At 49.7% G+C, this 26,468-nt stretch carries 20 protein-coding genes; 7 read left to right on the top strand and 13 right to left on the bottom strand.

Annotated features, from left to right (window positions below; genetic code table 11):
- Positions 1-9: 9 nt before the first annotated feature.
- Genes BLU97_RS09335 through BLU97_RS09325 form a run of 3 tightly spaced genes read left to right on the top strand, consistent with a single transcriptional unit; the run spans position 10 to position 7,894 of the window.
- Positions 10-2,043 carry a DUF5686 family protein gene (locus tag BLU97_RS09335; protein WP_139208970.1) on the top strand — a complete coding sequence of 678 codons (2,034 nt, stop codon included), beginning with the start codon at positions 10-12 and terminating at the stop codon, positions 2,041-2,043.
- Positions 2,037-5,258 carry a UvrD-helicase domain-containing protein gene (locus BLU97_RS09330; protein ID WP_074761294.1) on the top strand — a complete coding sequence of 1,074 codons (3,222 nt, stop codon included), beginning with the start codon at positions 2,037-2,039 and terminating at the stop codon, positions 5,256-5,258. The genes BLU97_RS09335 and BLU97_RS09330 overlap by 7 nt, the downstream gene beginning before the upstream one ends.
- The gene (locus tag BLU97_RS09325; RefSeq protein ID WP_074761293.1) at positions 5,255-7,894 is read left to right on the top strand and encodes a PD-(D/E)XK nuclease family protein; all 2,640 of its coding nucleotides are present in this window, start codon (positions 5,255-5,257) and stop codon (positions 7,892-7,894) included. Before BLU97_RS09330 ends, BLU97_RS09325 begins: the two co-directional genes overlap by 4 nt.
- On the opposite strand, the gene BLU97_RS09320 is transcribed toward BLU97_RS09325, so the two are convergent.
- Entirely contained in the window at positions 7,895-9,070 is a 1,176-nt protein-coding gene (locus tag BLU97_RS09320; protein WP_074761291.1) for an MFS transporter, read from the bottom strand. It abuts the gene before it with no gap.
- Between the two features lie 113 nt (positions 9,071-9,183).
- Between BLU97_RS09320 and BLU97_RS09315 the strand changes: the two genes are divergently transcribed.
- The 3 genes from BLU97_RS09315 to BLU97_RS09305 are packed head-to-tail and all read left to right on the top strand — an operon-like array spanning position 9,184 to position 11,263.
- On the top strand, positions 9,184-9,993 hold the full coding sequence (locus BLU97_RS09315) for an RsiV family protein (protein WP_074761289.1): 810 nt from the start codon (positions 9,184-9,186) through the stop codon (positions 9,991-9,993).
- Positions 9,990-10,616, top strand: a complete 627-nt coding sequence (gene rsmG, locus BLU97_RS09310; protein ID WP_074761287.1) for a 16S rRNA (guanine(527)-N(7))-methyltransferase RsmG — start codon at positions 9,990-9,992, stop codon at positions 10,614-10,616. The genes BLU97_RS09315 and rsmG overlap by 4 nt, the downstream gene beginning before the upstream one ends.
- On the top strand, positions 10,616-11,263 hold the full coding sequence (locus BLU97_RS09305; protein ID WP_074761285.1) for an MBL fold metallo-hydrolase: 648 nt from the start codon (positions 10,616-10,618) through the stop codon (positions 11,261-11,263). The genes rsmG and BLU97_RS09305 overlap by 1 nt, the downstream gene beginning before the upstream one ends.
- Before the next feature lie 16 nt (positions 11,264-11,279).
- Here BLU97_RS09305 and BLU97_RS09300 read toward each other — a convergent pair whose 3' ends face one another.
- On the bottom strand, positions 11,280-12,977 hold the full coding sequence (locus BLU97_RS09300) for a SulP family inorganic anion transporter (RefSeq protein WP_033149795.1): 1,698 nt from the start codon (positions 12,975-12,977) through the stop codon (positions 11,280-11,282).
- 169 nt (positions 12,978-13,146) lie between these two features.
- Here BLU97_RS09300 and BLU97_RS15665 point away from each other — a divergent pair, with 169 nt between their 5' ends.
- Entirely contained in the window at positions 13,147-13,773 is a 627-nt protein-coding gene (locus tag BLU97_RS15665) for a hypothetical protein (protein ID WP_081352945.1), read from the top strand.
- A 12-nt stretch (positions 13,774-13,785) separates the two neighbouring features.
- On the opposite strand, the gene BLU97_RS09290 is transcribed toward BLU97_RS15665, so the two are convergent.
- The 11 genes from BLU97_RS09290 to BLU97_RS09240 form a co-directional block, all read right to left on the bottom strand.
- Positions 13,786-14,535, bottom strand: coding sequence for an exodeoxyribonuclease III (locus BLU97_RS09290; RefSeq protein WP_074761283.1), 750 nt, complete (start codon positions 14,533-14,535; stop codon positions 13,786-13,788).
- A gap of 7 nt (positions 14,536-14,542) precedes the next feature.
- A complete protein-coding gene (locus BLU97_RS09285; RefSeq protein WP_074761282.1) occupies positions 14,543-15,601 on the bottom strand; it encodes a cache domain-containing protein in 1,059 nt (352 codons plus the stop codon).
- 58 nt (positions 15,602-15,659) lie between these two features.
- On the bottom strand, positions 15,660-17,072 hold the full coding sequence (locus tag BLU97_RS09280; protein WP_074761280.1) for a glycoside hydrolase family 57 protein: 1,413 nt from the start codon (positions 17,070-17,072) through the stop codon (positions 15,660-15,662).
- A 50-nt stretch (positions 17,073-17,122) separates the two neighbouring features.
- Positions 17,123-18,391: a glycosyltransferase family 4 protein gene (locus BLU97_RS09275; protein ID WP_074761278.1), complete on the bottom strand. Its 1,269-nt coding sequence runs from the start codon at positions 18,389-18,391 to the stop codon at positions 17,123-17,125.
- Between the two features lie 12 nt (positions 18,392-18,403).
- Positions 18,404-20,353: a glycogen debranching enzyme N-terminal domain-containing protein gene (locus tag BLU97_RS09270; protein ID WP_074761276.1), complete on the bottom strand. Its 1,950-nt coding sequence runs from the start codon at positions 20,351-20,353 to the stop codon at positions 18,404-18,406.
- A 151-nt stretch (positions 20,354-20,504) separates the two neighbouring features.
- Positions 20,505-21,440, bottom strand: a complete 936-nt coding sequence (locus BLU97_RS09265) for a diacylglycerol/lipid kinase family protein (RefSeq protein WP_074761275.1) — start codon at positions 21,438-21,440, stop codon at positions 20,505-20,507.
- Positions 21,431-22,363: a tRNA (adenosine(37)-N6)-dimethylallyltransferase MiaA gene (gene miaA, locus BLU97_RS09260; protein WP_175456361.1), complete on the bottom strand. Its 933-nt coding sequence runs from the start codon at positions 22,361-22,363 to the stop codon at positions 21,431-21,433. The genes BLU97_RS09265 and miaA overlap by 10 nt, the downstream gene beginning before the upstream one ends.
- A 19-nt stretch (positions 22,364-22,382) precedes the next feature.
- Positions 22,383-23,405: an AAA family ATPase gene (locus tag BLU97_RS09255; protein ID WP_139208968.1), complete on the bottom strand. Its 1,023-nt coding sequence runs from the start codon at positions 23,403-23,405 to the stop codon at positions 22,383-22,385.
- A 1-nt stretch (position 23,406) separates the two neighbouring features.
- Positions 23,407-24,786, bottom strand: coding sequence for a TMEM43 family protein (locus BLU97_RS09250; protein ID WP_074761272.1), 1,380 nt, complete (start codon positions 24,784-24,786; stop codon positions 23,407-23,409).
- Positions 24,787-24,830: 44 nt separating this feature from the next.
- On the bottom strand, positions 24,831-26,255 hold the full coding sequence (locus tag BLU97_RS09245) for a bifunctional metallophosphatase/5'-nucleotidase (protein WP_074761270.1): 1,425 nt from the start codon (positions 26,253-26,255) through the stop codon (positions 24,831-24,833).
- Positions 26,252-26,458: a hypothetical protein gene (locus BLU97_RS09240; RefSeq protein WP_074761268.1), complete on the bottom strand. Its 207-nt coding sequence runs from the start codon at positions 26,456-26,458 to the stop codon at positions 26,252-26,254. Before BLU97_RS09240 ends, BLU97_RS09245 begins: the two co-directional genes overlap by 4 nt.
- Positions 26,459-26,468 lie beyond the last annotated feature (10 nt).

Raw genomic sequence — 26,468 nt, 5'->3', positions numbered from 1 at the left:
GTAACAACTTTGAGATACGATCAACTATTCACCAAAACACTACTGACCGCCATACTTACGAGTATGGTCATGAGTGTATCAGCGAGCAACAAACGTGACTCGCTGAATATCTTGAATCGTATCTACAATTACCAGCAGGCCAACACAGCAGCCATCGATAGCCTTGAGGATCAGGTGTACGCCAAGTTCCGATACCACGTGGATAAGCGCAATGCTATACTATGGCTCATCCCATCGATGTATGTGATGGCTAAGGACGAGAGGGATTATATCCGCGAGTCGTACAGCAAGGTATTGTTTATGAATGCACACGATTACGACATTACCAACCAGTTGCTGTCAGGCACCATCCGTCGTAACCGTAAGGCACTCCCTACCCTGCTCGACTACATGACGCCCAACATCTACGATATCGACTTGTACAATGGGCACATGCTCTCGCCTTTCAACAAATGTAATCGCAGGTATTACCGTTTTACCCAGAAGCTGCAGCACGACGGAACCACCCGTCTGGAGTTCCGTCCGAAGATATACAATACGCAGTTGCTGAATGGTTATGCCATTGTTGACACCAACACTGGGCGCATTATCCGAACGCTGCTGAATGGCGAGTATGATATGCTCACCTTCCGCACAGAGATTACGCAGGGCGAAGAAGGCGGGCGATCCATCATGCCAGCCAAATGCACCACAGCTGCCACGTTCCGCTTCATGGGCAACAGGATTTCGGCTCTGTTCGATGCCAACTATAACAGCAACAAGACGCTACCCGATTCTGTAGAAAGAATGGATAGCAGGGACTTGATGAATGAGGTTCGTCCCATACCACTTACAGAAACCGACAAGCAGATATACGAGGCCTACGACCAGAAAAACCGTCAGGACTCGATGGCACGAGACACGCTACCCAAGAAACAGCGACTTTGGAAGAAGGTTTTCTGGGACACCATTGGCGAGAATCTGGTTACACCAATCAAAGCTGAATCGGAGGAGGCCAACTTCAGCATGTCGCCTATCATCAACCCGATGTATGTAAGTTACAGTCATGCCCGTGGTGTACGTTATAAGATGCGCTTCCGTTCGCAGTACAACTTCTCGGCCCACCGTTATTTAACGCTCAATCCCACGTTTGGTTACACCTTCAAGGATCATCAGTTCTACTTTACAGCACCACTTCGCATGACGTATAACCCAAAACGTAATGGATATACCGAGGTAGTGTTTGGTAATGGTAACCGTATCAGTACATCTACGGTAATGGATGTGATTAACGCTGCCCATCAGGACACCATCAACTTCGACAATACGGATATGGACAAGTTTAAGGACCAGCATCTCAGCATCATCAACAATATCATGGTGTTCGACTGGCTGGATATCGAGACAGGCTTCATATACCATCGCCGTTCGGCTGTTAACAAGGAGTTGATGAAATGTTACGACATGCCAACAGAGTATCGAAGCTTTGCACCAAGCATCGGCCTGAAGTTCTCGCCTTGGCTTAATCGTGGCCCCGTACTCTCGGTAGATTACGAGCGAGGCGTGAAGGGGGTTAACAAATCGGATTTAGAATACGAGCGCTGGGAGTTTGATGCACAATGGAAGAAGAAGATTCCTGGTCTGCGATTGCTTAATATGCGTGCTGGTGCAGGTTTCTATACCAACAAGAAGGACAACCTGTTTGTGGACTATGCCAACTTCCGCGACGAGAATCTGCCTGAGGGATGGGACGACGACTGGAGTGGTAACTTCCAACTGCTACGTAGTCGCGTGTATAACCAATCCGATTATTATCTGCGAGGCAACGTGTCGTACGAGTCGCCCATGCTGGTGGCCACATGGATTCCTTATCTGGGAAAATATATCGAGAAAGAGCGCTTCTATCTGAGCGGCGTATTGCTGCAGGATTCGCGTCCCTATTACGAATTAGGCTATGGCTTTACCAACAGGTATATCTCGGTTGGCGCCTTTGCCAGTTTCCGTAACACCCACTTCGATCGTATTGGCGTAGAGGTGGAATTTGAACTATTCAGAAGATGGTAAACGAAACACAGAAATCACTCACCGTATATAAAGCCAGCGCTGGAAGTGGTAAGACTTTCACCCTGGCAACCGAATATATCCGCCTGCTGGTAGAGAATCCGCAGAGCTATCGCAACATCCTGGCAGTAACTTTTACCAACAAGGCTACCGAAGAGATGAAGATGCGTATTCTCAGTCAGTTGTATGGCATCTGGAAACAGTTGCCAGAATCAGACAACTATCTGAAGAACATTCAGACAAAGACAGGCCTAAAGCCTGAGGTTATCAGCGAGCGAGCCGGTATAGCCCTCAACAACCTCACCCACAACTACAACTATTTCCGTGTTGAGACTATCGATACGTTCTTTCAGAGTGTGCTGCGCAACATGGCACGCGAACTTGACCTGACGACCAACCTGCGTATTGGATTGAACGATTATCAGGTGGAAGAGTTGGCTGTCGACCAGCTGATTGAGGATCTGACCACAACAGATGTGATGCTGCAATGGATTCTGAAGTATATCATGGAGAATATCTCTGATGATAAATCGTGGAACGTAATTGCACAGATCAAGAAGTTTGGTCAGAACATCTTTAAAGACTATTATAAAGAGGTGAGTCGAACCCTCGAACAAAAGATGGGCGAGGAAGGATTCTTTGAGAACTATACCACCACCCTACGCGAGCTGAAGAAGGCAGCCGAGAGCTATATGAAAGAGATTGGCGAATCGTTCTTCGATACCCTCGAAGGCGAAGGCTTGAGTGCAGACGATCTGTCGAGTAAGCAGAGAGGTATCGCCAGTTACTTTAACAAACTCCGTAAGGGCACTTTCGATCCAAGCATTATCACAACAACGGTGAATAATCATTTGGAGAATATCGAGAAGTGGTGCCCCAAGACCCACCCCCAGCGCGATGCCGTTCTGAATGTGGTTGAGGGTTCGCTGTTACAGATTCTGAAATGTGCTGTAGAGGCTCAGGAAAAGCAATGGAAAATCTTCCAGTCGTCCAATCTCACCTTGCGTCATCTCAACCAGCTACGCCTGTTAAGCAGCATTGAGAAAAAGGTACGCGAGATTAACGAGACAGATAACCGTTTCCTGCTGAGCGACACCCAGCAACTGCTCCACTCGCTCATTGATGGCAGCGATTCACCGTTTATCTTCGAGAAGATAGGAACCCAACTCAAGCACGTGATGATCGACGAGTTTCAGGACACCTCTACCATCCAGTGGCAGAACTTCAAGGTGCTGCTATCAGAAACCATGAGTCATGACGATGGCAGTAACCTGATTGTGGGCGATGTAAAACAGAGTATCTATCGTTGGCGTTCAGGCGACTGGCGTTTGCTGAATGGTATTGAGCAGCAGTTTAATGCCATGCTCATGGAGATTAAGTCGCTCTCAACCAACTACCGCTCTACGCGAAATGTCATCGATTTCAACAACCAGTTCTTTACCCATGCTGCCAACTTAGAATATGCAGCACTCGAGGAGTTGAATTGCGATGAGCGCGAGCAGCTGCAGAAAGCTTATGCCGATGTAACCCAGCAGGTACCCAAAGACAAACCACAGGAAGGTAAGATTACCATCGAACTGCTGCCAAGCGAAGAGTATCAGGAAGAGGTGCTGGCCCACATGACTGAAAACGTGAGCGAGCTCATCAGTCAAGGCGTTAGTCAGAAAGATATCGCCATCCTGGTGCGCTATAACTTCCACATACCCATTATTGCCCAGTATTTTCTAGAACATCTGCCATCAGTAAGCATTGTGAGCGACGAGGCGTTCCGTTTAGATGCGTCGAGTGCAGTATGTCTGATGATTCAGGCCCTGCAGCTCCTGCTCACACCCGACGACCAACTTACTAAGGCGGCAATTGTAAAAACCTGGCTCTGCACCGTTCAGGGTAAGGAACTGAGCGATAACGAGTTTATGATAGCAGGTGCCAACCTTGATGACTACCTGCCCAAGGCTTATATAGCCCACTTTGATGAGCTATTAACCTTACCACTCTACGAGTTGGCTGAAAAGATTTATGCTATCTTCGAGTTACACCGCTTAGAGGGTCAGGGTGCCTACCTGTGTGCCTTCTACGACCAATTGGCCAACTATGTCAACGAGAATACTACAGATATCCAGGCTTTCCTTACTGAGTGGGAAGAGTCGCTTTGTAAGAAGACTATCCAGAGCGATGAAACCAATGGTATCCGTCTGATCTCCATCCACAAATCAAAGGGTTTGGAGTTCGACCATGTGATTATCCCATTCTGCGACTGGCCTTTGGAGAAGACAACAGATAACATTATCTGGTGCCAGCCTAACGAGGCACCATTCAACGACCTGCCAATTGCGCCTATCGACTATAGTCAGAAGGCGATGTTAGGCACCATCTACGAAGGTGATTACCTGCACGAACACCTGCAGAACATGGTAGACAATCTGAATCTGCTGTACGTGGCCTTTACTCGTGCCGCTAAGAGTCTGTATGTAATTGGTAAGCGTGGCGTAAAGAACTCACGTTCGGCCTTGATAGAGCTATGTCTGCCTTTGGTGGCTAACGACAGACCAGATGCCCAGTTGGAGGGTATGGAGAACAATGATGCAGCGATTGTATTCACGATGGGGTTGTTCACTGTTGGAGAAACTGAGCAGAAAGAAAAAGAACCCAGCAAGAACCCCTTCCTGCAGAAGTCGGAGGCTGTGCACGTGGCTATCCGCAACTTTGAGAGTAAGGTAAACTTCCGTCAGAGTAATCGTAGCCGCGACTTTATCGAGGGCGACGAACTGGATCAACAGCACCGCTATATTCAGGCTGGTAGCGTGTTACACGAAATCTTCTCAACTATACAGACAGAGAAGGATATCCCTGAAGCCCTGCAGCGCTTGCAGTTCGAGGGTATTCTGTACGACGAGGAGATGACTGCCGAGAAGATTACCACCATGTTGCGTAAACGCCTGGCCGACCCACGTGTGGCCTCGTGGTTCTCACCCCGTTGGACGCTCTTTAACGAGTGTACTATCCTTTCTGTTGTAGATGGCGAGGTGAAGGAACATCGCCCTGACCGTGTAATGACAGATGGCAACGAGTGGATTGTGGTCGACTTTAAATTCGGCCACCCTAACCCTGATTATCATGCCCAGGTACGCCGTTATAAGGACCTCTTGCAATCAATGGGTCACCAAAACATCAAAGGCTACCTGTGGTATGTTTACAGTAATAAGATTGAAGAAGTATGAAGAGTTTCCTTGAACATGTAGCAGAAGATCTGCTTTCCAGATATGGCACCAATCTATCACGAATAGCAGTGGTGTTCCCTAATAAGCGTGCATCGCTGTTCCTTAACGAGCACCTGGCTCGTCTGGCAGGCAAGCCCATCTGGAGCCCAGCCTATATTACCATCAGCGATTTGTTCCGCTCGCACTCAAAACTGCAGGTGGCCGACCCTATCCTGCTGGTATGCGAACTGCATCGTGTATTTACAGCCTGTACAGGTATAGACGAGACACTCGACCATTTTTATGGATGGGGCCAGCTGTTGCTTTCCGACTTCGACGATTTGGATAAGAACATGGCACCTGCCGATAAGGTGCTGGCCAACCTACGCGATATACACGAGCTCGACGACACCTCGTACCTCACACCTGAACAGCGCGAGATGATTAAACGCTTTTTCAGCAATTTCTCTGAGGAGCATAACACTGAACTGAAAGAGCGATTCCTACGCCTGTGGAGCCATATTGGTGAGATTTACCATGCTTACAACCAGCAGTTGGCCAAAAAGCAACTGGCCTACGAGGGTGCCCTCTATCGCCAGGTGGCAACAGACGAGACGTTAGAGTTTGAATACGATACTTATGTGTTTATTGGTTTCAACCTTTTGCAGAAGGTAGAACAAACACTCTTCAGCCGATTGGAGAAGCAGGGCAAGGCCATCTTCTATCAGGATACCGACGAGGTGCCACCACACCACATTAACCTGATTTCAGCTCCTACCGAGAATATCCAGGCACGCTATATCAGCGAGTGGTTGGATGCCAATCGCATTAACGATGGTCGCAAAACAGCCATTGTGCTTTGCAACGAGGGCTTGCTGCAAACAGTTATCCACTGTTTGCCCGAGAATGTTGACAAGATCAATATCACCACAGGTTATCCGCTTGGTCAAACCTCGATAGCGTCGCTCATCAACACGCTTATCAACATGCAGGTGCATGGCTATTCGCTGCGCAAGCAGACCTTTGCACGTAGATGGATTGAGAGCATCAAGCGCCATCCATACGCCACACTGATGCCCGATGATTTTGCCAGTCAGCGTTATACCGATATCCAGCCCTTACTGCATTGGCTCATTAGTCTTACGCAGACCATCGCCACCTCAAAGAGTCCTATCATCGACTCACCACTCGATACTGAGAGCCTGTTCCGTATGTACACCTTGCTTAACAGACTAAGCGGTCTGGTGGATAGTGGCGTGCTGAAAGTGGATGTGATTACGCTGCAACGCCTGATTGTACAACTGATATCAACCACCTCTATTCCCTTCCATGGCGAACCTGCCGAAGGAATCCAGGTGATGGGTGTGCTCGAAACTCGAAACCTCGACTTCGACCATGTGCTTCTGCTCTCGTGCAACGAGGGTAACATGCCACGTGGCGTTAACGATACCTCGTTTATCCCCTATGCCCTGCGTAAGGCCTACGGACTGACCACAATCGATTACAAGGTATCTATCTACGAGCATTATTTCCACCGCTTGCTGCAACGTGCAAAAGATGTAACCATCCTTTATAACAATGCCACCAGCGATGGTAAAACAGCCGAGATGTCGCGCTTTATGCTGCAACTGATGGTTGAGAACAAGATACCTATCACGTTCCAAACCCTGAAGGCTGGACAAACACCTCAGCTCCATGCGCCTCAGGCCATTAACAAGACACCCGAGGTGATGAGTCAGCTGCAGCGCCGCTTTGCCAAAGATGCAGGCGGCATCAGTCCTACAGCCATCAACACCTATCTGCGCTGCCAACTGCGATTCTTCTATCGTTATGTATGCGAGTTGAAAGAGCCCGACAGCACAGAGGACGATTTGATTGACAACCGCTTGTTTGGAAACATCTTCCACAAGGCCGCACAATTGGTTTACCAGTATCTGGTAGCAACCAAAGCCACCATTACCACGATGGCTATCGACGATTTGCTGAAAGAAGAGGTAACAATAGAACGTGTGGTAGATGAGGCTATCAAGCTAGAGTTCTTCCATATCCACGATGCCTCACGCCCTCTGCCCCCATTAGATGGTTTGCAGCTTATTAATCGTGAGGTGATTATCAAGTACCTGCGCCAGCTGTTGGAATGCGATCGCCGTTTAGCACCCTTCAGCATCCTGGGTCTCGAAAAGCCTGTTAACATCACTTTGAACAATCAGTATATTGCTGGTGTCATCGACCGTTTGGATAGTATTACAGATCCTGAAACAGGACTGGAACGTATCCGTGTGGTAGATTATAAGACAGGTTCGCGCCAGATGAAAGCCATGCCCGATGTGGCAGCTATATTCTCACAGGAGGCCATCAAGGACCATAGCGATTACTTTCTGCAAGCCCTACTCTACGCCCATATCGTACGCAACAAAACGCCACAGATGGTGTCGCCATGCCTGCTGTTTATTCAGCATGCAGGTAACGAGGATTACGACCCTACCCTGAAGATTGGTAAGGAAGCCATCACTGATATAGCAGATTATTCGGATGAGTTTATAACGCTGTTACGCCAACAGCTGGACGATATCTATAATGCTCAGATGGCTTTTGTGCCAACTGATGACCAGCATCGTTGCGAAACATGCCCCTACGCTGCACTCTGTCGAGGGTAATTATCTGTTTTTGTTGTTTGTAAACCAGTTGTGGGTAAAATGGTACATAACCAAAGCAGCTATTACCAGCACCAAGGCAGCTATCAGCGCGGCTGTAACGTTACCTTGGAAGATGGCCACACCTGCGCCTACACCCCATGCGATACCACTCTCCCAACCTAACAGGAAAGTACTCTGCGAGGTGCCTCGCTGACAGTGGCGACTCAGTTTGATAAAGAACAACAGGAAGCGCGAACCTATCAAACCAACACCCATACCAATAAACAGCGGGGCTGCATACATCACGATAGGCAGATGGCGTGTGATCATCATCAGCAGGGCCACACCCATCAGTATCAAGCCTGTTACCACCTCGCTCTTCAGTTCTGCATTCTTAAACACAAAGCGCTGTGATAGGATGGCCACAGCAAAGCCCACCATCATCATAGAGTAGAACTGCTCTATCAGCACTACCGACAGGATGATGCCCACTGCCAAGGTCACCAATTGCAGGTTTACAAACAAGGGGAATCCATGAGGCAGGAAGAAACGATCCAAGCTAACAGTAGGAATATCGTCCTGAGGCGCACGGAAGGGGAAGTTTACCAGCAGCACCAGTACCACCACAGCCATAGCACAAGCCATGGTTGCCAACAGCACATAGTGGAAGCCTGCAATGCGCCCAATGAGCAAGCCTGCCATAGGCCCCATACTCAGTGCAAACCTTGAGAACCAGGCAGCCGAGTGGTTAGCCTCGGTACGCTGGAACGACTCGCTGGTATCGATAATCAGCGTGCTTGTCAGCACCATCTGGGCCAATCCGAACACGGCACCTTGTGCAAAACGCTGTACGAAGACCACCATAGGGTAGGCCACACGCATGTGCAAACCATCTATATAATACAGGGCTGTAATCAATAGTGCTTCAACCAGCACAGCAAATATGCACACTAAGTTTCTACGATAGTGCTGAACCATATAAGATATGAATGCACCAAGTGCAAACAGTCCTACTCCGAATGCAGCCATAGCAATACCTGCATCCTGAGCCGAGAACTGCTGGGCATCCATCAGCCAGCGGGGCATAGTAGGTACGAGCATATAGACCGTCATTGCCAACAAGAAGTTGGCAATGGCCATCAACCAAAAGTCTTTATGCCACAACCTGATATGTACGGGCGTACTCTGTGAATTCATTCTGGTTTTAATGATTCTTTTATTATTTCGGCTGCAAAATTAGTGATTTTTTATGAGAAATTTGCTATTTTCGAGATTTTAGTGTAATTTTGCGCAAAAATAAGTGCAAAAGTATGACAAACCAACTCAAATACACGCTCATTTTCGTTATTCTCACCGTTTTTACGGATTGTAGAAATGATGACGAAGGCAAACTGACTTTCGAGATGCTCGAGTCGGAAAAAACCATACGTCTATCAAACGAAGAGCTATCGCCAGTGTGCAGTGTAAGTTTAAAACTGCCTTGCGCTACCCAAGAGAGCGGCGAGGTGGGCAAAAAGATAAACGAGGCTGTGGTGTACCGCCTTTTTAATCAGGCCGATATGGGTATGCAAGGTGCCATGGATCAGTTTGCCGAGGCCTACACCATGAGTTATAAAACCAACATGCTGCCCCTCTACAATACCGATCGTGCCGACACTACCAAGCGTTCGTGGTACGAGTTCCATTACATTATCAATGCCACTATCGAACAAACCTCGAAGCGCACCTTGGCCTATTTGGCCACTATCGACTATAGCGAGGGCCATGCCAACAGCATCCATCAGCTTATCCCGTTTAACTTCAAAGTCGAGACAGGAAAGGAAATCAGGATGAAGGATATTTTTGTAGATGGCTACGAAACCCAGTTGCCCCCCGTGTTACTGAAGGCTCTCATGGAGAAGACAGAGACACAGAACCTTGACCAACTGAAGGAGAAAGGTTATCTGGACCAGGTAGAAATGTACGTACCTGAGAACTTTATTGTGAGCGATAATACCATCACTTTTATTTTCAACCCCTCTGAGATTGCCTCGTTGGAGTTAGGAACTATCGAGTTGGTGCTTACCTATGACCAGCTTAAGAAATTTGTAAAACCCGCATTTATCAAATCAGTACAATGACAGCAGAGATTATTCAGAAATATTTTCCAGAGCTGAGCGACGAGCAGCGCCAGCAGTTTGACGCCCTTGATGTCCTTTATCGTGATTGGAACACCAAGATTAACGTGATATCGCGTAAGGATATCGACCAGCTTTACGAGCACCACGTACTCCACTCACTGGCCATCGCCAAGATGATTAACTTCCGTCCAGGCACACGCATTCTGGATTTTGGTACAGGTGGCGGTTTTCCTGGTGTGCCCCTGAGCATTCTGTTTCCAGAGTGCCAGTTTAAGCTGATTGATGGCACAGGCAAGAAGATTCGTGTGGCTCAGGAGGTGTGCAACGCCATTGGCCTGAAGAACTGTCAGCCCACCCATCTGCGTGGCGAGAACGAGAAAGATAAGTACGACTTTATCGTGAGTCGTGCCGTGATGCCCCTACCCGACCTGGTAAAGCTGATGCGCAAGAACATCTCGAAGACTCAGCAGAATGCCCTGCCCAATGGCGTTATCTGCCTTAAGGGTGGCGATTTGCAGGCCGAGTTGCAGCCCTATCATAAGATTGTAGAAACCACTGAGATTTCGCAGTTCTTCAGCGAAGAGTGGTTTAAGGAAAAGTACGTTATCTATCTGCCACTATAATGCTACACGTAAAAACCTTCAGCTTTAATCTCCTGCAGGAGAATACCTACGTGGTTTATGACGACACCAACGAGTGTGTGATCATAGACTGTGGTGCCTACTATCAGGAGGAGCGCGATGCGTTGGTAAACTTTATCAACGAACATCAGCTAAAGCCCGTACACCTGCTTTGCACCCATGGTCATTTCGACCATAACTTTGGCATCAACACCGTGTTTGACACGTGGGGACTGAAGCCTGAGATTTCGGCCGACGATGAGTGGCTGATTACAGATATCCCTGGACAATTCCAGGCAATGGCAGGCATCAAGCTTAACTTATCGTACCCTGAGCCAGGCCATTACTTTGCCAACAACGAGGTGATACGTTTTGGCACCCACCAGTTCAAGCTGCTGCGTACCCCAGGCCACACACCAGGTGGTGTTAGCTTCTGGTGCGAAGAAGAGAAGGTGGTGTTTACAGGCGATACCCTATTCCGTATGAGCATAGGCCGCACCGATTTTGAGCGTGGCAGCTATGCTGATATCATGCACAGTCTGCAGCATGTGCTTGCAGCGCTGCCTGCCGATACCAAAGTTTATACAGGCCACGGTCCACAATCCACCATTGGCGACGAACAGCAATACAATCCTTATATGAACGCATAAAAAAAAGAGTTGGTGTTTAAACCAACTCTTTTGCTCTTTCTAATGCTATATTGATGTGCGAGCAAATGTTTTCCTCGCCTAACATCTTATCAAATCCAGCCTTATGGAGTACAGCCTGCACTGTTGGGTTCACACCCGAGAGTACTACCTGTATGCCGTCATTCTGACTCATGGTACACAGGTTAGTGAGGTTGTGAATACCCGTAGAATCAACGAAAGGCACCTTACGCATACGGATAATGCGCACTTTGGGTCGCTGACCACGCAAGCTGGCCATAATCTCCTCGAACTTGTTACCAGCTCCAAAGAAGTAAGGACCGTTAATCTCGTACACCTCTACACCCTCAGGAATAGTCAGGTGCTCAAGGTTACCCATCTGGAAGTCGCTCTGCTCCTCCTCTGGGTCGATCTCATCGCTGATAACCTTCACATCGGTAGTCTCTGCCATACGACGCATGAACAGCAGGCAAGCGCAGATCAGACCAACCTCGATAGCGATAGTCAGGTCGAAGATAACGGTAAGCAGGAAGGTAACACACAGCACAATCACGTCGCTCTTGGGGTTCTTCATGATCGAAGCAAACGAGCGCCAGCCACTCATGTTGTAGCTCACGATTACCAGCACACCAGCCAGACAGGCCATAGGGATATACTGTGCCAGTGGCATGAGGAACAGGAAGATGAGCAACAGCACGGCTGCATGTACGATACCAGCCACAGGTGTACGTCCACCATTATTAATATTGGTCATGGTACGTGCAATGGCACCTGTAGCGGGGATACCGCCAAATATGGGACTGGCCAGGTTAGCAACACCCTGTGCAATCAATTCGGTATTAGAGTCGTGGCGATCGCCAATCACACCATCAGCCACAGTGGCTGAAAGCAAAGATTCTATGGCACCCAAAATGGCGATGGTGATAGCTGGCGACACTAGACCCTTAATCACATCCCACGACAAAGCGGGCATTTCAGCATCAGGCAACTGGTTCGAGATACTGAATCTGTCGCCAATGGTTTCTATACTCATTACGCCAGCATACTGCTTGAGCAGCAGAGCGGCTACAGTCATTACGATAATAGCAATCAGCGATCCTGGCAGTTTCTTCAGCAGGCTGTTGTACTTAGCCACCATAGGCCATGTAGCAATCACAGCTACCGAGCCGATACCCACAGCTGTACTCCACCAGTCGATGGTACCAAAGTCGCCAATGTAGGCGCCCCACTTCTCGATAAAGTCGCTGGGCACGCTCTCCATGGTTAAACCAAACAAGTCCTTAATCTGTGTGGTAAAGATGGTGAGTGCGATACCGCTGGTAAATCCAACCACAATGGGGTAAGGTATGTATTTGATGATGGTTCCCAAGTGCAGCACACCAAACAGGATCAGGAATACACCAGCCATGAGTGTGGCGATGGTCAGTCCCTCAAAACCGTACTGCTGAATAATACCATAGATAATAATGATAAACGCACCAGTAGGTCCACCAATCTGTACCTTCGAACCACCCAACAGCGAGATAATCAGTCCAGCTACGATGGCGGTGATGATACCCTTCTCAGGGGTTACACCTGATGCAATACCAAAAGCGATGGCCAGAGGCAGTGCTACGATACCTACGATGATACCGGCCAGCAGGTCGGTGGTAAACTGTTGTTTGTTGTAGTGCCGAAGTGTCGACAAAAGTTTCGGCTTGAATGCAAATGTTGTCATCATCTTCTATTAATCTCTATTAATCTCTTGTTATCTTGAAAAAACGCGTGCAAAAGTATAAAAAAAACAAAAAAGTAGCAACGTTTGCGCTAACATATTGCAAAAAAATGTATTTTTGTTGCCACATATCAAGTCATTTTTATTGTTTTACTTAAAAATTCAAAGCATTATGAAAAAAGTACTTATCGCAGTAGTGGCCTGCATGGCCATGGGTTTCGCATCTTGTGGAAACAAGAGTCAGTCATCTGCCGAGGCAGCCGATTCGACAGTAGTAGCCGAGCAGAGCGTGGATGAGGCAGTGAATGCCATCACGGCCACTCTCACAGAGCAGATCGAGGCCAAGGACGCCAACAAGCTGCAGGAAACACTGACCGCCATTCAGGAGCAGGTTAAGACCTATCTTGCCAACAATCCTGAGCAGGCCAAGGAGTATGTCACCAAGGTTCAGGAGTTCCTGAAGGCCAATGCCGAGCAGATCAAGGCTTTTGCTGGCGATAACGCCGCTGTTGCCGCTGCTGTTGAAACACTCACTGTTACTCCTGCTGAGACATTCGTTAATGGTCTTACCAGTGCTGTAGGTGGTGTTCAGGAGGCTGGTCAGGCTGCAGTAGATCAGACCGTTGATGCTGCCAATGCTGCTGTTGAGGGTGCCAAGAAGGCTGGTCAGGATGCTGTTGACAACACCAAGAAGGCCGCTGAAGACGCTGCCAATGCAGCAAAGGAAGATGCCAAGAAGAAGGCTAACGATGCCATCGACGAAGGCGCCAATAAACTGAAGAAGGGTCTGGGACTTTAATCCCAAACGCACTTACTTCAATGTTAACTCTACTGGGCAGTGATCGCTGCCCAGTATTTGTGTATGTATCCGGGCATCGTCCATGCGGTCACGCAGGCGATCGCTAATCACAAAGTAGTCGATACGCCAGCCTGCGTTCTTCTGGCGCGCCTGGAAACGATAGCTCCACCACGAGTAGGTTACCTGCTCAGGGTACTTATAGCGGAACGAATCAGTAAAACCACTAGCCAACAGGGTCGTGAACTGCTCGCGCTCCTGATCGGTAAAGCCGGCATTCATACGGTTGGTCTTAGGGTTCTTCAGGTCAATCTCCTGGTGAGCCACATTCAGGTCGCCACACAGTATCACAGGTTTCTTGGCGTCGAGGCCCTTCAGATAGGCACGGAAGTCGTTCTCCCATGTCATACGATAGTCAAGGCGCTTCAATCCGTCCTGCGAATTTGGTGTGTAGCAGGTTACCAGGTAAAAATCCTCCATCTCCAAAGTAATCACACGGCCCTCGTGGTCGTGTTCGTCGATACCAATGCCATAGGCCACGCTCAGTGGGTGGTGCTTGGTAAAGATAGCCGTACCACTGTAGCCTTTCTTGTCGGCATAGTTCCAATAACTCTCATAGCCCTCAAAAGCCAAGTCCAACTGTCCAGCCTGCATTTTTGTTTCCTGCAGACAAAAGAAATCAGCATCCAACTGGCGAAAGGTATCACTAAATCCCTTCGCTTCGCACGCCCTCAGGCCGTTCACATTCCAACTTATCAGTTTCATATTTCGTTTAGTTGTCATATCGCAAATACATAAATGTTACTACCACCAGTAGTAGCATGCCCAACAGGAAGATGGCAACCAATCGCAGCATATAGGTACCAGCCAGCACATCCAACTGCTTGCAAGGCACCACCGTAACCATCATCCAATCGGTAAATTTCAGTGGCGTGTAGAAGAAGTAGCACTCCTCGCCATTAAACAGGTAACGCTCGCGTGTTTCCTTACCACTCACCAAACCCTGTTTCATTTTTCTTTCCAACATCGTTTTCCTGCCCATCATGCCCCCTCGCACATGGTCGAAGAAGTTGTCCTCCAGGCGTTTGTCGGCCTTGGGATGGGTGATGAACCTACCATCGTAGTTGACGATAAAACTCTGCGATTTGAGCCCCAGCATCTTGATGGCTAATGGTGTGTGGGCGTTGTACGTGCTATCCGTTTCCTCCAGTTTTTGTGTCAACCAGTTGAGCGACACATCGGCTCCTAGCACAGCCACTGGATTGCCTTGTGCATCGTGTATAGGCACCATATAGGCAGCCAGTTGCGTCTGGTTGTCGTAGCCATCATAGAAGGGGTTGCTCCACATGCTGGTGTCGCCCTCAATCACGGCCTTAAACCAGCGATCGTTCAGGTAGTCGAAGTCTTTATCCCCCTTCTCCTCCAACAGTATCTCGTTGTGATTTTTTGGATTACGCCAGGCAAAGGGACAGTGCCGTTCACCCTTCTCTGGATAGTAGTTTCTGATAAAGTTCATGCCACAACTGTGCACGCGATTGCCATTGCGCACAATGCGCTCCATCACCTTGAGGTGGGACTCGGGCTTATCAAGTGTGCTCTCGATAAATTCCACATTGTTGGTTACCTGCACATACACGTCGGACAGCACACGGCGTGTATATTCATAATTAATCAGCATTCTAATGTGAAAGTTCTCAGCATACAACGCAGTTGTTTCCCTCAGCGTGTAGTGATAGAAAAAACATCCCACGCCAGCAGTAACCAGCAGTCCCCATAAAAAGAGCTTGAGGGCTACTCTATAAGCAAAAGATCCTTTTTTCTCTTTCATCATCAATCAAACACTATGATAATATAGGGGCAGCCTTTTTCCAGCTGCCCCCCCATGATTATTAATTTGCTTTCTTCTCAGCCTTTGTCTTGGCAGGCGCTTTCTTAGCCGCCGACTTCTTGGCAGCCGGTTTCTTTTCGGCAGCTTTCTTAGCAGCAGGCTTTTTCTTCTCAGTGCCTTCCAGCTTCTCCAACTTTGCTTTTAGTCGGGTAATCTCCTTATCCTTCATCTCAATCTCGTCGCCCTGGTTCTTGATGGTAGTCAGCAAGCCCTCCAGTTCGTCGTTATCGATATCCAGTGGATAAAGTGCGTTCACACGATTGATAAAGTCGCCTAGGATATTCATATAGTTGGTGAAGGCATCAAACGGTCCGCTGTAGATACCACGATCCAGTCCTACGTTAGAAGGCTTGGTGGTCATGAAGCGGAAGTTGTTCGAAGCCTGCAGATAATCCCAGTCCTGATTGATGCGTGGATCGTTGGCGATGCGCAGGCGGTCGGCCACGCTATAGAGCTTGGTGAAAGCCTCGCGCTGCATGGCGTTACCCAACCAGCAGCTCACGTCGCGCTCCTCGTCGACCCATGAGAGTGTATCAGGCACATCCAGCTGACTCACGCTCTTGCAAGCCTTACAGATTTCTGTAGGTGTAGAGAAGGTGATGCCCTTGGCCTTGGCCTGTGCAGGCAGAGCCTTCAGGAAGTCGAGGATGTTAGAGCTGAGTGGCTGAGCGATACCCAGTGCCGAGAGCTCCATGAAGATATTCACAATCTGCTCCTCTTCGGGCAGACGGGCGATACGATCGATATAGGCGTCGGCAAAGAGTGGATAGCCGTCCCACTCCGAGTTGTTGAAGCGCAGCGAGATATCGTCAGAGAGCTCGATGTCGCGCAGCAACAGCTTCAGGTTTGGTGCCAGGTTGCAGTGGTACACATAGTGTGGACTCTTCCATCCCAGCACGTGCTTAGCACCTTCGGTGAGCATGCCCTTGAATCCCATCGATGCCACCTGAGCGCCGATATCATCGCTATAGATGAGCGACGAGTTGCGCAGCACGGTAGGCTTCTTGCCAAAGAGCTCCTCGATTTTAGCAGCCTGCTTCTTCACGTCGGCAGCAAAGCTGTCGGGGTTAGCCAGCGACGACAGTCCGTGACTGTAAGGCTCGGCCAGAAACTCCACGCAGCCAGTCTCGTTCATAGCCTGCAGCTTTTCGAGCACCTGTGGCGCATGCATCTCCAACTGTTCGATACCAGTACCGCTCAGTGAGAAAGCCACCTTAAAGTACTTGCCATGCTCGTTAATCATATCGTGCAGGGCATTGAGTGCGGGCATATAGCTGCGCTCGGCAATGTCGCTGATGCTACGCTCGTTCTCGTAGTCATCATAGTAATAATGATCGGTACCGATATCAAAGAAACGGTAACGCTTCAGATGAATAATCTGATGTATCTCGAAATATAAACAAATTGTTTTCATAATTTACAATTTTACAATTTACTATTTACCATTTATTGTACAATTAAAATTTATTCCCAGCCTAAGGTGCGGAGGTAGAGGGTACGGATCCATTTGCCCACCTTCTCCCATGTAATCTGGTCTACTTCCTTCTTACCCTCATCCTTCAGGTAGTTAAAGAGCGACTCGTTATGACAGATGGAGTAGATGGCATCGGCCAGCGCGTGGATGTCCCAGTAGTCGACCTTGATACAGTTATCAAGAATCTCGGCACAGCCACTCTGCTTTGAGATGATGCTTGGGGTTCCGCACTGCATGGCCTCCAAGGGCGAGATACCGAATGGTTCGCTCACCGAAGGCATGACGTACACATCAGAGTTCTTCAGGCACTCGTACACCTGCTTGCCACGCATAAAGCCAGGGAAGTGGAATCTGTCGGCAATGCCACGTTCGGCAGCCAGATGGATCATAGCGTCCATCATATCGCCTGAGCCTGCCATACAGAAACGCACGTTGCGGGTACGATGCAGCACCATGGTAGCGGCCTCTACAAAGTACTCAGGTCCTTTCTGCATGGTGATACGACCTAAGAAGGTAACCACCTTTTCCTTGCCAGTATGGTCGGGACGTGGAATATCCTGATACTCCTGTGGCAATGGGTACACAGCATTATGAACGGTAAAGCACTTGCGTGGGTCCTGATGATACTGGTTGATAACCGTCTGACGGGTTAATTCGGATACACACATGATACAATCGGCCCAGTCCATACCATTCTTCTCGATGCTGTAAACGGTAGGATTAACCTTACCACGCGAGCGATCGAAGTCGGTAGCATGAACATGGATACACAGAGGTTTGCCACTTACCTGCTTGGCATGGATACCAGCGGGGAAGGTGAGCCAGTCGTGAGCGTGGATAATATCAAACTCCTCAGTGCGGGCAACCTGTCCGGCAATGATCGAGTAGTTATTAATCTCCTCGTGCAGGTTGCCAGGATAACCACCGGCAAACTCCATGGCACCAAGGTCGTTCACGTTCATATAGTTAAAGTCGGCGTAGATATGCTCGCGCAACTTAAAATAGTAATCGGGATCCATGATATTGCCCACGCGCTGCTTTACGTAGTCGTAATCTACATCGCGCCACACAATGGGCACAGCGTTCATGGCAACGATACGGCAGGCATGCTGACTCTCATCGCCAAAGGGGTGAGGCAAGCACAGAACCGTCTCGATATCGCCCTGAGCCTTCAGGCCCTCAGAGATACCATAGTTAGCGGTGGCCAATCCACCGAATACGTGAGGAGGATACTCCCATCCAAACATTAATACCTTCATAGCAGTTCCTCCTTACTTTTGATATGAATACTTTTCCATCAACTTGAGCGTGCGCAGAATCTCGGCCACGTTCATAGCAAACGACATGGCACCACGACCATGGAATGGCGGGTTACCGTCGAAAAGTTCAGAGATGGTACCAATGGCATGATAGTCCATTTCGTCTTCATAGCCCACCATCTGCCGCTCCACAAAGCTCAGGCGTGAGCGCTTGTACAGCTTCAGACAGGCCTCCATATAGAAACCACCCAGCCAAGGCCATGCGGTACCCTGATGGTAAGCATAGTCGCGCTGGGTCTGCGGACCCACATAGATAGGATTATAACCACCACTCTTTGGCGAGAGCGAACGCAATCCCTTCGGCGTCAGCAGCTCGCGGGTACAGATATCCACCACGCTCTTCATCTGCTGCTGGTTCAGTGGCGAGTAGTCGAGGGCTACAGCGAAAATCATATTCGGACGTACGCTCCAGTCCATCATCGTGCCATCCACATAGTCCAGCAGATAGCCGTACTCGTTTACAAAGGTTTCTACGAACGAATCCTTCACCTTGGCAGCCAGTTTTTCAATCATTTCAGCGCCCTTCACATCGCCCTTCTCGCTAGCCATCGAGGCACAGAATTTCAGAGCGTTATACCACAGGGCGTTAAACTCTACGATATAGCCCGAGCGTGGCACCACGGGCTTACCGTTGGCTGTAGAGTTCATCCACGTTACAGCCTTATCCTTTCCGTTCGAGTAGAGCAAGCCGTTATCATCCAGTCGCAGGTTGGGGTGCTTACCGTCCAGTATATACTTCACAATCTTGTGTAACAGTTTGCCATACATCTCGAAGCACTTGTCGCGACCCACCTCCTTGGCGTACTGCTGCATGGCCCATACGGCCCACAGGGGCACATCGGGCTGCTCCATCTCGTATATCTTTCCACTCAGTGGCTGCTCGTCCATAAAGGCACGCAGGTCGCGCTCGGCTGTCATCATCACCTTCTCAAAGTAGTCGATCTCGCCGATAGCGAGTGTGAGTCCTGGCAGGGCGATAAACGTATCGCGGGCACGACACTTGAACCAGGGATAACCAGCCAGCAGATAGCGGTCGTGGTTCTTCTCCTTGCGGTGGAACTGGTGTGCAGCTGTTACCAAGCAGTGGTAGAAGTTGTCGCGAGGCACGCGATCGGCCACCTCGTCGTCGAACAGCTTCTTCATAGCCGTTGGCTTGATGGCCGAGGTAGAGGCAGCAAAGATAATGCTCTCACCCTTCTTGATAGGCAACTCGAAATAACCAGGCACGTAAAGGTCCTCGTTCGAAGCGTAGCCACGCTCCTGCTCCTTCGGATACTCTATGCCACGATACCAGTCGGGCTGGAAGATAAACTCGTTTTTCTTCGAGAACTGCATGTACAGGTCGGGATAGCCGGCATACATACAGGTCTTGATTCCATTTTCAACTTCGCTGTACTCTCTGCTGGCAGTAGCGTTCTCGTGTGTAAACTGGCGCACGCTGCGGAAAGCAAGGAATGGACGGAAACGTAGTGTAGTAGCTGAGTGTGCATCCACCAAAGTGTAACGAATTAAGATGCGATCCTCATAGTGTTGGAAGATAACCTCCTTTTGCAAAATCACTCCGCCAACGCGATAGGTAGTAGTAGGTACCTTTGTAGCATCGAACTCGCGGATGTATTTGTGTCCATTAGGACTAAAATTGTTGCCCTGATACTTGTGCAGGCCGAGGTTAAACTCGGCGCCATGCTGGATAACCGTGCAGTCGAGCGACGAAAGCAACACGTGGTTTTCGTCATCCAACTCAGGCACGGGCACTACCAGCAATCCGTGGTACTTTCGCGTATTACAGTCCACCAGTGTAGAGCTGCTATAGGCGCCCGAACGATTGGTTCGGAGGAACTCACGGACCAGACTTTCCTGCAGGTTAGTCATCACGGCCTTTTCTAAACGTAGGTAGCTCATAGTTCCTGTCTAAAGGTATTTATTAGTGAATATTCAAGTTTGATTTTCCAAAGGTAGGCATTTTTATGCATAACTCAAAGAAACCAAAACGATATTTAACATTTATTTATAATTAATGAAAAAGGTGCGCAATCGTTGCGCACCCTTATTCTTATTCAGGTATCAAGAAATTTACAACTTCTTGTTCAACCGTAATTCTGTACGAGCCCACAGGCGTTTTCATCATGCGCCCATCAATGCCCACGATGGCTTTCTTGGCATACTCCACCTCAATCTCCTTGGTGCGGTAAGGATGCACGCTGCGATGGTTCAGGAATCGGCCTGCCACCAACAGCCACAAACCCTCGATCAACTGCACCACCTCGGGGTGGTAAACCACGCTCACATCCAGCATGCCGTTATAGGGCACTGCATTAGGTGTCTGCCCGTAGCCGGGGCCCGAACCTATGCACACCGTCATCACCTTGCGCTCTATCACCTCGCTGTTAATCTTCAGCTTCATTTTGTACTCCATGCGGTGGAACAGCATCACAAACAAACTTACCAAGAACGATAAGGTTTGCGATCCGAACAAACGACGCGTCTGGCGACGCAGATTCATGATGTCGGCAGTCAATCCGATGTTAATACAATTCAAGAAATAGCGGTGACATTTGTCGCCATTCTTGTTGGTATAGCGAATGCATCCCAGGTCGATCTTGCGCACACGGCGCTTGATGAGCCAATCGATGGTTTGCTCTATCTTATCATCATCGAAATCCCAGAACTTGGCAAAGTCGTTCAGCACGCCATTGGGTATCACGCCCAAGACAATCTCGTCGCGTACGGCTTTCTCTTCCATCATCAGGCAGTTCACGGCATCGTTCAGGGCCGAGTCGCCACCCACAATCACAATGGTTTTGTAGCCGTTCTGTATCAGCATTTTCACCAGTCGTTCCACACTGTCGGCTGTCTCACTCTGTACAAAGTCGTACAGCACGTGGCGCTCGTCCAGCGCCTTCTGTATTCTTTCCCAACGTTTGTTCGAGTTAAAGATACCTGTTTTAGGGCAATACAGAATGCCCCATCTTGTACTTTCTACTGCCATAGTTCTAATATTTTATTCACTTTTTCGTCCATTGGGAGGGTGGCATCAATCCAGTGGATGGTAAAGCCACGACGCTCCATGCCGCGGAACCACGTCATCTGTCGCTTGGCAAACTGATGAATGGCTATCTCGAGCTTGCTGAACATCTCATCGTATGTGAGCTGTCCTGTAATATATTCTGTCAAGAATTTATACTCCAACCCGTAGTAAATCAAATCCTCGGGTGCAATGCCTTCGTCGAGCAAACGGCGCACTTCGTCGACCATTCCCATTCCCGCTGACGCGCCTACCCGTTGCCTTTCCTCAAGTCTAGCTTTCAATCTGCGGGTAATCTTCTCACGTCGCAGCTCTCTGTCGATGTCGATACCGATGATGAGCGAATCCACAGGTGGCAGCTCGCGGCGGGGCACTGGGTTCTCGAGATTATACGTCTCAATCTCGATGGCACGGATGGCACGCTGGCACGAATCCACATCTGTTTTGTTATGCATGTTCGAGCCCGTTCTGGCCTTCAGCTCCTGCAGCATCTTGGTAAGCTCTGGTAGTGTCTTACCCTCCAGACTGTCGCGCAGCGCCTGGTTCTGAGGCACAGGCGATAGTTTGTAGCCCTTCAGCACAGCCTCGATATAAAGGCCCGTACCACCACACAGCACGGGTGTTTTGCCCCTACCCTGTATATCCTGGTAGACATCGTAAAAATCCTGTTGGTATTGAAACAAATTGTATTTGGTACCTGGTTCGCAGATATCTATCAGGTGATAAGGCACCTCGCCGTAGTCGGCCAGGTCCTTACCCGTTCCGATATCCATGCGACGATAAACCTGACGCGAGTCGGCCGAGATAATCTCGCCCCCGATCTTGGCTGCCAGGTGGGCCGCCACGGGTGTTTTACCCGAGGCTGTTGGTCCCAATATCGTTATCATTCTATTCATTAGCACATTGTTATATATTCGATTTAGATGCGAAGCCGGCCTTCAGGTCATCAGCCGTCAACTCCGTGAGCTGGTCCTTGCTCAGATTGCTCATACCACCCAAACGATTGGCCTGGGCCTGTATGCTCTTCTCAAACACATTACGCGCATAACGGGCATTACCAAAGTTGCGGTCCTTGTGCGCCACGGCATATTCAAAACGCTCCTTCAGATACTGCTCAGCATCGGCCGAGAGGGTGTACTGGTTCTTCTTCATGTACATCTTGAATATCTGAGCCAGCTCGCCACCTGTGTAATCGGGGAAATCGATATAGCGATTAAAGCGCGACTGCAAGCCGGGGTTCGAGTCGATAAAGCGCTGCATCTCGTTCTTGTAACCAGCCACGATCACCACCAGGCGGTCGCGATAGTCCTCCATACGCTTCAGGATGGTAGATATGGCCTCCTGTCCGTAGTCGTTGCCATTGCCCTGTTCAGGCACCAGCGAGTAGGCCTCGTCGATAAACAGCACACCATCCAGCGCCTTCATAATCACGCTGTCGGTCTTTGGGCCTGTCTGTCCCACGTACTGGGCGCACAGGCCTGCACGGTCGGTCTCCACGGTATGTCCACGCTTCAGCACGCCAAGGTCCTTATAAATACGACCCACGATACGAGCCACGGTGGTTTTACCCGTACCTGGCGATCCGTAGAACACCAGGTGGTAGCTTACCTTAGCCGTTTTCAGTCCCTTGGCCTCGCGCTGCTTCTGCAGCTTTACAAAGTTGGCCAGCGATCGCACCTCGTCCTTCACGCTGCCCAAGCCTATCAGCTCGTCGAGCTCCTGGTAGGGGTCGCCCTCCAGGGGCTCGTTCACAATCACGCTGTCACGTTTCTCTACCTGTTCCGTCTGGGCCGTCTGGTTCTCATCCTTGTTCTCCTCTTCCTCATCGGGCACGAAAATGCAGATGAGGGCTACCAGAACGAAGCAGATGATGCTCACGCAGCCACACCCTTTCAGAAACTTATTGGCAAACTCTTTAAAATCCATCATATTACTTGGTTGCAGCCTTAGCGGCCAGTTCCTTCAACTTATCCTTGCCCTTAAAGGCAAATACCCATACCAGGAAACCTGCGATAACCAGCAAGGTAATGCCCAACAGCGGACGATAGAACAGCCATGCCAGGGCAATCACTATCAGGCTCCATACCACACCCAGGATGGTGCATACCAAGCCAACACCCCAGCCGAAAATGCCAGCGATGAATGGTACCACCTTCAGGATGGTCTCCAGGAATCCGAAGATGCCCTTCAGTCCGCCAATCACCATCAGGATACCCACAATGCGCAGGGCCCACTTAATAAAGTTGTTACCCTCTTTCTTGGCCTCAATAATCTCGTCGCCACTCTTCTTGCCCATCACCAGTGTCTGGAATCGCTTGCCGTTCTTGGCTTTAAAGGGCTTAAAGGTGTCGCCATCCACCACGGCCATCACCGTTACCTTGGCAGGCACCACTTTCTCAAAGGTCACGCGCACATCACCTACCTCAGGACTTCCAGGCACACGTCCAAAGTACAGCACGTTGCCAGCCTGGTGTACATAGGCCAGATCCTTCTTGTTCTGGGCAGCCTCCATGGCTTTGTTTATCGAGTCGTTCACAGCCTGTATCGAGTCCAGCTGGGCCTTTACCGAATCAGGCAGCAGGGCCTTGATCGAATCGGGGATGGCAGCAGGCTGCTGGGCCTCAGGTGCAGGCTGATTGTTATTCTTTGGGGCACCATAGAATCGCTCATAGGCAGTCTGGGTATTCTTATCCAACTGCTTCAGCAGATCCTCGGCAATGGTCAGGTCGAGTGCCTCACGCGAAGAGATGGCGTGAATCAAGCTCTCGTTCAGCTTGTAGGCGCCCCACTCTACGTTCTCGGCATACTGCTGGTCGTCCTCAACGGTAGTCAGCACCATGTTCTTTTTCTGATAAGCGGGATCCTTGAATTCGGCACTCTCAACGGGACGGCTCACCCACTCTTTTGTATAGGTATAGGTGGTGGTAGTTACCTCTTTGCCACCCAACTTGTCTTCGCTCTGCTCCTTAGCATGCTCTACCCACTGGTAGTACTCTACGCTACGCTGCATGGCAATGGCTTTAGCGCCTACGCCAAAATCCTTATCTATCAGCGAATCCTGCGTGGTGGCCAGTGCCGTACCACAAATCAGTTCGCCCTCCAGCTGGGCATCTTTCTTGGCGGGGTTAGGCATCTCTACATAGGCGCTGCCTGCCTCTTCCAGCATTTTTTCTGTCTTCACGGCACGCCCTTCGTTCCACCACAGTAATGCAGTACCCAGACAGAACAGCACAATGCCGCCGCCTATTGCCTTAAACGAATTTCCCACACGGGTTCCATATCCCGTTGTTCTTACTTCTTGATAAGCCATAATAATAAATAATAGGTTATTGGTATAATGTTAATGTTTAATCTTTAATGTCTAAAGATTCTCCTGCTGCCCTGATAGCTCACGTGGCCCTGGTGCTCCAGATAGTCCATAATCAGCTGCGCTGTAATCTTACCGATACCCTTACCTGGGTCCTTGCGGTTTGTAGCGCTGATGGCCACCGTATAGCTGTTGGTAATCACCTTGTAGGTCTTTTTCAGGTTCAGCTTCTTGCCGTCCTCGCCATACAGCACCACCTTTGTCAGGGCCTTGGTAGCTGGGTCTACAGTGTAGTCCACCTTCATGCCACTCACATAGGGGAATCCCTGGTTATCGTTGTCGTAGCACTTCTTCATCATATCTATCAGCTCCTTACCTGTCAGCTGCAGTTCGATAGCCTCGTTCTGGAATGGGTCCAGTCTCAGGGCATCGGCCACGGTAAAGCCACCCACGGGCTTGGTTTCATAGCGCACGCCACCCGGATTCTGGAAACTCAGGTCGGCATGCCCCTCCACCTTGTAGGCATCACACATCATGTTACCCAACTCCTCGTAGCACTCAAACGGCGTGTCAACCTGTGCCAGCACACGGTAGAAGGCAGGGTTCTGCGAGAAATAATCCACCAGGCCCCTAACCACCTTGTTCTCGTTCTTACCACCACGAATGGCAATGTTCTCGGCCTGGCGATCCACCACCTTGCCATCCTCAAGCGTCAGTGTGGTATGGGTAACACAAGCCAGGCGGTTCTTGTTCTGAGTGATAAACAAGCCATTGTGCATCTCGCCACCCTTCAGCTGGGTATGACTGTGTCCACCCACGATGATATCCACCCAAGGCAGATCCTTCGATAGCTTCACATCGCTCTCAAAGCCCAGGTGCGAGAGAAACAGCACCACATCGCACTCCTTGCGCAGGAACTGGTACTGCTGCAAAGTCTCCAAGGGATCGGTAAACTTAATATCCGTGGTGTTCATAGGGTGACTCTCGGGGATACCCATCGCGCCCAGCGCCACAGCACCTACGATACCTACCTTGATACCGCCGCAATCAAACACCTGATAGGGTTTTACGTGCATATTCCACTTGGCATCGGGCTGCACATTGGCACACAGCGTGGGGAAAGCCGACATACTGATGAGCTTGGCCAAGCCCTCCTGACCCGAGTCGAACTCGTGGTTACCCAGCGTGGTTGCATCAAAACCTATGATATTCATCAGCGCCACCATCGGATAGGCAGGTATCTCGTACATATCGTTCAGGGGCTCGCCCGAACGGTTATCGCCGGCGCTCAGCACCAGCAAGTTAGGATACAAGGCACGCAGCGAGTCGGCCACGAATCCTAAGCGTGGCATGCACTCTATAGCCGCATGCATATCGTTAGCACTCAGTATGTGTAGCTCTTTCTTTTCGCCCGCCTGAACACCCAGTCCTGCCAGCAGCATCAGCGATGCCAATACCAGTTTCTTCATCATTGCTCTTTAAATGTCAGTCTGATTTGGGTAAATGCACTTGCGGGAGCATCCAGATCTATCTCATGCCCCCACACGTCGCGTACTTCTAACTGTTCCAAAAACTTCAAGCTCATCCGCCTTCTGGTCAGATAAGTAATCAATGCGTGGCGTATCTCTGCGCCCTCAAACAACTCGATGGTTGTACGATTCACTTTCAGTTTCATTTAGCTATAC

The organism is Xylanibacter ruminicola (assembly GCF_900107775.1).
Lineage (GTDB): Bacteria > Bacteroidota > Bacteroidia > Bacteroidales > Bacteroidaceae > Prevotella > Prevotella ruminicola_C.
Note: the sequence above shows the minus strand (reverse complement) of the source record. Positions and strands in the feature narration are given on the sequence as shown.